Here is a 7,599-nt window from a genome sequence, read left to right on the forward strand (position 1 = left end):
ATTGGTTCAAACCAATTTATCCCAGGTTTTGAAGAGCAGCTTGTTGGCCTTAAAGTTGGCGACGAAAAAGTTGTGGAAGTTAAATTCCCTGACGAGTACCGCGCAGAGAACTTGGCCGGAAAAGACGCAACATTTGATGTTGAAGTTTTGGGTATTGAAGCTCCTAAAGACGTTGAAGTTGACGACGAGTTCGCTAAAGGTCTTGGCCTTGAATCAATCGACCAGCTGCGTGAAATGATTACGGATCAAATTGGCGGTCAGTTCAAATCACTTTCAGCAACGCGCGTAAAGCGTTTGGTGCTGGATGCGCTTGATGAATTGCACAAATTTGACGTTCCTTCTCAGCTTGTTGAACAAGAGTTCAAAGGCATTTGGGACCGCGTGATGCATGATATCGAGCACCATGGTCGCAGCTTTGAAGATGAAGGCACGACAGAAGAAAAAGCACGTGAAGAATATAACGCGATTGCTGAACGTCGTGTTCGTCTTGGTTTGGTCATTGCTGAAATCGGCAATGCGAACGATGTTCAGGTTTCAGAAGACGAGCATCAAAAAGCGTTGATCGCGGAAGTTCAAAAATACCCGGGCCAAGAGCAACAGGTATATGACTATTTCCGCAACAATCAACAAGCGCTTGCCGGGCTTCGTGCACCGATCTTTGAAGATAAAGTGGTGAACTTTGTTGTAGAATTGGCTGATGTTGAAGACAAAACAGTGACCAAAGAAGAATTGGTGAAGCTGGTTGAAGAGAGCGAAGAAGAAGACCTCGAGCCTCACGACCACGGCTAAGTTTTTCAATTGCTAGTATTTTGAGAGGCCGTCCTTTTGGGCGGCCTTTTTTGTGCGGGTGGATGTCGGTTTGGAGGGGGCGGGCACAAGGTGGCTGATTACAAAACTGTTCCCGGCTCAAGGCCGGGAATGCCCCTGATGGACGCACTTTGTTTTTGTATCGGCTGCAAGCGTGATCCCAGTGCAGGCCCGGGGCGGTGCAGGGGTGGTTTTGGTTTGTAAAACACGTTTTTGCACCGCCCCGCACTTGATGCGGGGCCTCATTGGTATGATGCATTTCCCCCCACCCTTAATCCCTCCCCACAAAGGGGGAGGGAAACCTGTTCCGCATCAAGTGCGGGCCTAAACTGCAATCAAGAGATACTTTGCCCTCGTCACCCTGGTGCTCGATACGAGGGGCCATTGTGGGATTGCAAGTACAGGGCGAATGAGAACAAACCGCCACCCCCTTTTTGGCCTCCCCGGACAACCAAGTGGCGTTCGCGCCACGCAGGCTGATCCGGGGTCAAGGTTAAGTAGTTCGGTTTTGTGTTTGATAATCTTGTTGGTTCTCGTTCGTTTTGTGGTTGGTTTGCCCCACCATCAAAACGGAAAACCACATTCTCGCAAGAGATGCACTGCCTTCAATCCACACCGGTGGAAAGAGGGCAGGTTCAGTTTAAGTTGAGTCTTCTACATTTTAAGGAGGCCATTCGCTTTGGTGGCCTTTTTGTTTGGGTTGTTTTTTGGGCCGTTCTAGGCATTATATATACAATTATCGAGATTTGGGGATCAACAAAATTGAGTTGATCAATCTACTGGACACACATATCGGAGCCTCCATACTCGAATGGTTTTAAGTATTTGTTTTAGACAATCGAGGAACGTTTGATGAAAATATTGAGACATTTTACCGCCAACGACGAGAAACTGGACAAATTTGATTTCAGACGCGAATTGTCGATGGAAGCGTACCTTACTGAAAATGAAGGCATTTTGGCACTTGATGAACCCTTCGTTGATGTCAACGTCATCGCAGAAGAACTCACATTGAGAGAGGGGCGAAAAAGTAAGGACACAGATGGCCGTATTGACCTGCTGGTCGCCTATGCTCAGGAATACATCGGTGTTGTAGAGCTTAAGTTGGGGCAATTGAGAGAGGTTCACTTGCAGCAGCTCGAAGACTACCTTGAACACAAGGAACGAATTCTAATTGACCATCGTGACATTATTCCGACCGAATTGGCGACGTCCCCTAAATGGATTGGTGTGTTGGTTGGCAACGCCATTGATGAGGAATTGGCTAGTAGAATTGCAGCTGGTTACACCACAAAACATGGTGACATTCCAATTGCAGCGCTCACCCTTCAACGTTTTCGGAGCGAAAAGGGAAATGTTTATGTCGTTACAGAGAGTTATTTTAAGGACACTAGTTCTAACAGGGACACGAGCAAGTATCTTTTCGATGATCGGCAGTTTGGAAAAGGCAGATTGGTCTTAGAGGTTGTAAAGAAGTATGCGGCAAAAAATGTTGACATCACCTACACAGCTTTGGAAAATGCATTCCCACAACACTGCCAAGGTTCGGCAGGTGTATTCTCAACACTGGACGACGCCAGCAAAATATTCGCTGATACTAACCAAAAACGCCATTTTTTGAAGCCAGATGAAATCATCGAGTTGAGTGATACGAAAATTGCTGTCTCTAACCAATGGGGGGTTGGAAATATTGACAAGTTCGTCGAGAAAGCGGAAGAGCTTGGTTTCGTTATCGTGAAACATTGACTGCGCGTTGCCTTTGCAAGGTCGAAAATGAGATCCTTTTCGCATTTCGATAGAAGTCGGTTTCAGTTTTGATTTTATGCTGTTATCCCTTCTTCTTCCCCAAACTCAGCGCATAACTCTCATCCAGCCATCGCGTCCAAATATCCTCCGGCATAGGGTCTTCCGCAGAAAAACGTGTGGTGACCCAGACATTTGAGCCGATTTGGTAGTTGTCGGGGCTTTGCTGCGCCAACTCGGATGCTTCGACGCGTGATGCATCCAGTTTAAACATCGCCTTATATCGTCCGCCTTGCGGACCAGCGAAAAAGAATGACTTACCTTTGACCTTGAATGAGCTTTGCGTGCAGGCCGTCCCTTCATCCACATCGGGGTAGGTGCAGGCTTTTTCGCGCATGGGTAAGGTCGGATCATTATCTGGCATTTGTTCTCCCCTTTGTTCTGCGCTAGATCATGGCACGGCTTTGGGGCCTGTGTGAAGGTTGGGGGCTTTGCAAATGGGTGAGAAGGCGCATGATCCACGATATGAGCTATTTTGATTCTGAGCATTGTTTGCTGACGCCGCAAGAAATGAACCGTGCGGACGCGCTGAGCATTGGTTCGGGTACGCGTGAAATTGACTTGATGGGTAATGCCGGGCGTGCAGTGGGGCGATATATTGTTGCGCATTATCGGCGTATGCCGATCTCGATTTTGTGTGGTCCGGGCAATAATGGCGGCGATGGGTTTGTCATTGGTTGTTATTTGCGGGATCGGGGATGGCCGGTGCGGCTGGTCCAATTTGGTAACGTGCAGAAATATTCGGAGGCTGCAAAGTTCTATCTTGAACGTTGGGGTGAACCGGAGCTTTTTTCGCCTGAACTAATTGAAGACGCGTCGCTTTTGGTGGATGCTCTGTTTGGTGCAGGGCTAGATCGGCCAATCAGCGGGCAATATTTGGAATTGGTTCGGTTGGCGAACAAGGGTGATACTCCCGTTGTTGCTGTCGATATGCCTTCTGGGGTGCATGGGGGCACGGGGCAGGTGCTTGGCGAAGCGATCAAGGCAGATGCGACGGTGACGTTTTTCCGCAAGAAACCGGGCCATCTTTTGTTTCCTGGACGAGAATTGTGCGGTGATGTCGCGCTTCGCCAAATTGGCATTGTTGGTGATGTTCTGGATCAGATCGTGCCCAAGACTTTTGAAAATCACCCATCACTTTGGACGTTACCCGTCATGCCTGTTGCTGGTCATAAATATGCCAAGGGGCATTGTGTTGTGGTTTCTGGCCCAAAAGGAGCGACCGGTGCGGCGAGATTGTCCGCTTTAGCGGCCCTGCGGGTTGGCGCTGGTTTGGTGAGTATCAATGGCGCGCCGGAAACGCTTAACGAACATGGGCCGCATTTGACGACTATAATGTTGCGCGCTGACAGTTTGGAGCGATTGCTTGAGGATGTGCGTTACAACGCCATTGTGATTGGTCCGGGGAACGGCCTTGTGGCCACCACTCATCACAATGTGTTGACCGCCATTGCGGCCAATCGGGCCTTGTTGTTGGATGCGGACGCCCTATCTATCTTTCAAAGTGATCCCGCCGCGTTATTTTCCGCCATAAAAAATGCCAAGAGTGACGTTGTTATGACACCACATGCGGGTGAATTTGCTCGGTTGTTTGTAGGATATGATCCCATGGCTGACAAATTAGATGCTGCTAGAAAGGCCGCTGCACGTTCGGGAGCGGTGATGGTGCTAAAAGGCGCCGATACCGTCATCGCATCGCCCGATGGCCGCGCGGTTATCAATGCAATTGCGCCGCCTTGGTTGGCCACAGCTGGTTCTGGGGATGTTTTAGCCGGAATTATTGGTGGATTGCAGGCGCAGGGCATGGAAGCATTTGACGCGGCGTGCGCAGGGGTTTATGTGCATGGGCTGGCTGCGATGCAGTTTGGCGGCGAAGGAATGATTGCCGCGGATTTGCCCCAATTTGTACCTAGTGCTTTGGCGGCAGCACATAAAAAATTAACTCTATCTTGAACGGATAGAGGGCTAAACCTATCTAGCGGTTTTACCGCAAGTTAAGACGCATCATATTTGATCGGGAATAAGGCCGATTCGATTCACCAAGGATGAGACTTATGAAAGATCCGATTGATACATATATGAGCACGCTGGTGCCGATGGTTGTTGAGCAATCCAACCGTGGCGAGCGCTCGTTCGACATTTTCTCGCGCTTGCTGCGCGAGCGCATCATCTTTGTGACGGGCGGTGTGGATGACTACATGGCATCGTTGATCGTTGCGCAACTGTTGTTCCTTGAATCGGAAAATCCGAAAAAGGAAATCGCGATGTACATCAACTCACCCGGTGGTGTGGTGACGTCGGGCTTGTCGATTTACGATACGATGCAATTTATCAAGCCTGAGATTGCAACATTGTGCGTTGGCCAAGCTGCATCTATGGGCTCGCTGCTTCTTGCTGCAGGGGCAAAGGATATGCGCGGCGCTTTGCCAAATGCTTCGGTTATGGTGCATCAACCATCTGGCGGCTATCGTGGCCAGGCGACAGACATTCTCATTCACGCGGAACATACTGCAAATTTGAAGAAGCGCTTGAACGAGATATATGTGAAGCACACTGGTCAAGATTATGAAACGATCGAAACGGCGCTTGATCGAGACAATTTCATGACGGCCGACGCTGCTAAGGAATTTGGATTGATCGACAAAGTCTATGAAAAACGCAGCAGCGGAGAAGCCGAGGCTTCGTAGGATTTGTTAATCAAGAAGACTAATATCATGTGCCAGAGCTTAGCTATTAAGCTTTTGTGCGTGAATTGTAGGCGAAGATCGAATTTGAGCGATCACATATAGCTTACTGTTTGTTTATGTGCAGATGATAGCATTTGCGCATAAACTGAGTGAAAGATGCACATTCAGGAGTGCTTTGAATGACAAAAGACACCGGCAACGGCGACAGTTCAAAAAATACGCTTTACTGCTCATTTTGCGGCAAGTCGCAACATGAAGTTAGGAAGCTCATCGCTGGCCCGACTGTTTTTATCTGTGATGAATGTGTCGAGCTTTGCATGGATATCATCCGCGAGGAAAGCAAATCCTCAACGGTGAAAGCCACCGATGGTCTGATGACACCTGCAGAGATTTGCGCGGTGTTGGATGATTATGTGATTGGCCAATATCGGGCGAAGCGGGTGCTGTCTGTGGCGGTTCACAACCACTATAAACGGTTAAACCACTCGTCAAAAAGCCAAGACATTGAATTGGCGAAATCAAATATTCTACTGATCGGCCCAACGGGGTGCGGCAAGACATATTTGGCACAAACATTGGCGCGCATTATTGATGTGCCGTTCACAATGGCTGATGCGACAACGCTTACAGAAGCTGGTTATGTGGGTGAGGATGTTGAAAACATCATCCTCAAACTGTTGCAGTCTTCAGACTATAATGTTGAAAAAGCGCAGCGCGGCATCGTATATATTGATGAGGTCGACAAGATTTCTCGTAAATCTGACAACCCGTCAATTACACGTGACGTTTCCGGTGAGGGCGTGCAGCAAGCATTGCTCAAAATCATGGAAGGCACAGTTGCAAGTGTGCCACCACAAGGTGGCCGCAAGCATCCGCAGCAAGAGTTCTTACAAGTCGATACAACAAACATTTTGTTTATCGTTGGTGGTGCTTTCTCTGGGCTTGAAAAGATTATCAATGCGCGCGGTGAGGGGACTTCAATTGGCTTTGCGGCTGATGTTAAAGACCCAACGGACCGCCAGCTTGGAGAAATTTTTGCCGAGGTTGAGCCCGAAGATCTAACGAAATACGGGTTGATCCCAGAATTTATTGGCCGTTTGCCGGTTATCGCAACGCTTGAGAATTTGGATGAGGATGCGTTGGTGCAAATCCTGACAAAGCCCAAAAATGCACTCGTGCGGCAATATCAACGCTTGTTCGCTATGGAAGAAGTCGAATTGACCTTCCAAGAGGACGCACTGAACGAGATTGCAAAGCATGCGATTCTCAGAAAAACAGGTGCTCGTGGTCTGCGTTCGATCATGGAAGCGATTTTGCTCGACACTATGTATGATTTGCCATCGCTTGAAGGCGTTGAAGAAGTTGTTATCAGTGCCGATGTGGTAAATGACAAGGAAGCTCGCCCGCTTTACATCTACGCCGACCGCAAAGAAGAAGCGGACGCTGGCGCGTAAATAAAGTTTGTAAAATGTCCCGACGCGTACTTGTTGGGCTGGCAAAACTTCCTATCTAGTAGTTTCAATTGAGTCTAGCGTTGACCCCGTTGGGTTGATGACCGTGGTGTACCTGTGGTGCACTGAGTAACGGTTGTGTCGTTGCCACTTTTGGGACTTCATAGCCGGTTGATGAAAGGATCATCTATGTCCGACAAGGATAAAACTGACACTTCAATCGAACCCGGCGAAGGCCGTGTTTATCCTGTTCTGCCGTTACGTGACATTGTCGCGTTTCCCGGCATGATCGTGCCACTTTTTGTTGGCCGGGAGAAGTCCGTCAAAGCACTTGAAGAAGTGATGCGTGAGGATAAAAACATCCTCGTCGTCACGCAAAAAAGCGCTCAAGAGGATGACCCAACCACTGAAGATGTTTTTGACGTTGGAACGATTGCCTCTGTTCTGCAGTTGCTGAAATTGCCTGATGGGACCGTTAAGGTACTGATCGAGGGGATCTCGCGCGCAAAAATTGCAAACTTTGTTCGTGCTGACGAATATTTTGAGGCCGAAGCTTTTTCGTTTGAAGTTGAAGCGTACGACGAAATTGAGGCCGAAGCGCTTGCGCGTTCAGCGGTTACAGAGTTCGAAAATTACGTCAAACTAAACAAGAAGATTTCACCAGAAGTCGTCGGCGCTGTTTCACAAATCGACGACCACTCAAAGTTGGCCGACACGATTGCGTCGCATCTGGCGGTCAAAAACCAAGAAAAGCAAGAAATCTTGGCGATTAATTCAGTCACCGGTCGATTGCACCGCGTGCTTGAGTTGATGGAAGGTGAGATTGGCGTTTTGCAAGTTGAACGCCGGAT

Annotated in this window: 7 protein-coding genes; 6 read left to right on the top strand and 1 reads right to left on the bottom strand. The window is 48.7% G+C overall.

What is annotated here, in order from left to right; translation table 11 throughout:
* Positions 1-789 (top strand): trigger factor (tig, locus tag ACJAZW_RS14570; RefSeq protein ID WP_415159378.1); only part of this gene is annotated, 789 nt, incomplete at its 5' end.
* A gap of 870 nt (positions 790-1,659) precedes the next feature.
* On the top strand, positions 1,660-2,553 hold the full coding sequence (locus ACJAZW_RS14575; RefSeq protein ID WP_415159380.1) for a hypothetical protein: 894 nt from the start codon (positions 1,660-1,662) through the stop codon (positions 2,551-2,553).
* Between the two features lie 82 nt (positions 2,554-2,635).
* Here the strand turns inward: ACJAZW_RS14575 and ACJAZW_RS14580 are convergent, their stop codons facing one another.
* A complete protein-coding gene (locus ACJAZW_RS14580; protein ID WP_415159382.1) occupies positions 2,636-2,974 on the bottom strand; it encodes an MmcQ/YjbR family DNA-binding protein in 339 nt (112 codons plus the stop codon).
* 101 nt (positions 2,975-3,075) lie between these two features.
* Between ACJAZW_RS14580 and ACJAZW_RS14585 the strand changes: the two genes are divergently transcribed.
* From ACJAZW_RS14585 to ACJAZW_RS14600, 4 genes are all read left to right on the top strand, one after another.
* Positions 3,076-4,563, top strand: coding sequence for an NAD(P)H-hydrate dehydratase (locus ACJAZW_RS14585; RefSeq protein WP_415159384.1), 1,488 nt, complete (start codon positions 3,076-3,078; stop codon positions 4,561-4,563).
* A gap of 101 nt (positions 4,564-4,664) precedes the next feature.
* Positions 4,665-5,297 (top strand): ATP-dependent Clp protease proteolytic subunit, encoded by a 633-nt coding sequence (locus ACJAZW_RS14590; RefSeq protein ID WP_415159386.1) that lies wholly within the window; start codon positions 4,665-4,667, stop codon positions 5,295-5,297.
* A 179-nt stretch (positions 5,298-5,476) separates the two neighbouring features.
* Entirely contained in the window at positions 5,477-6,751 is a 1,275-nt protein-coding gene (gene clpX, locus ACJAZW_RS14595; RefSeq protein ID WP_415159388.1) for an ATP-dependent Clp protease ATP-binding subunit ClpX, read from the top strand.
* Between the two features lie 186 nt (positions 6,752-6,937).
* The coding region (locus ACJAZW_RS14600; RefSeq protein ID WP_415159390.1) for an LON peptidase substrate-binding domain-containing protein at positions 6,938-7,599 on the top strand (662 nt) is incomplete at its 3' end.

Source organism: Maritalea sp., assembly GCF_047634455.1.
GTDB lineage: Bacteria > Pseudomonadota > Alphaproteobacteria > Rhizobiales > Devosiaceae > Maritalea.

What these genes read in the sequence shown, in the direction of transcription:
- ACJAZW_RS14575 (WP_415159380.1), top strand. Translation starts at nt 1,660, where the DNA reads ATGAAAATATTGAGACATTTTACCGCCAACGACGAGAAACTGGACAAA.
- ACJAZW_RS14580 (WP_415159382.1), bottom strand. Translation starts at nt 2,974, where the DNA reads ATGCCAGATAATGATCCGACCTTACCCATGCGCGAAAAAGCCTGCACC.
- ACJAZW_RS14585 (WP_415159384.1), top strand. Translation starts at nt 3,076, where the DNA reads ATGAGCTATTTTGATTCTGAGCATTGTTTGCTGACGCCGCAAGAAATG.
- ACJAZW_RS14590 (WP_415159386.1), top strand. Translation starts at nt 4,665, where the DNA reads ATGAAAGATCCGATTGATACATATATGAGCACGCTGGTGCCGATGGTT.
- clpX (WP_415159388.1), top strand. Translation starts at nt 5,477, where the DNA reads ATGACAAAAGACACCGGCAACGGCGACAGTTCAAAAAATACGCTTTAC.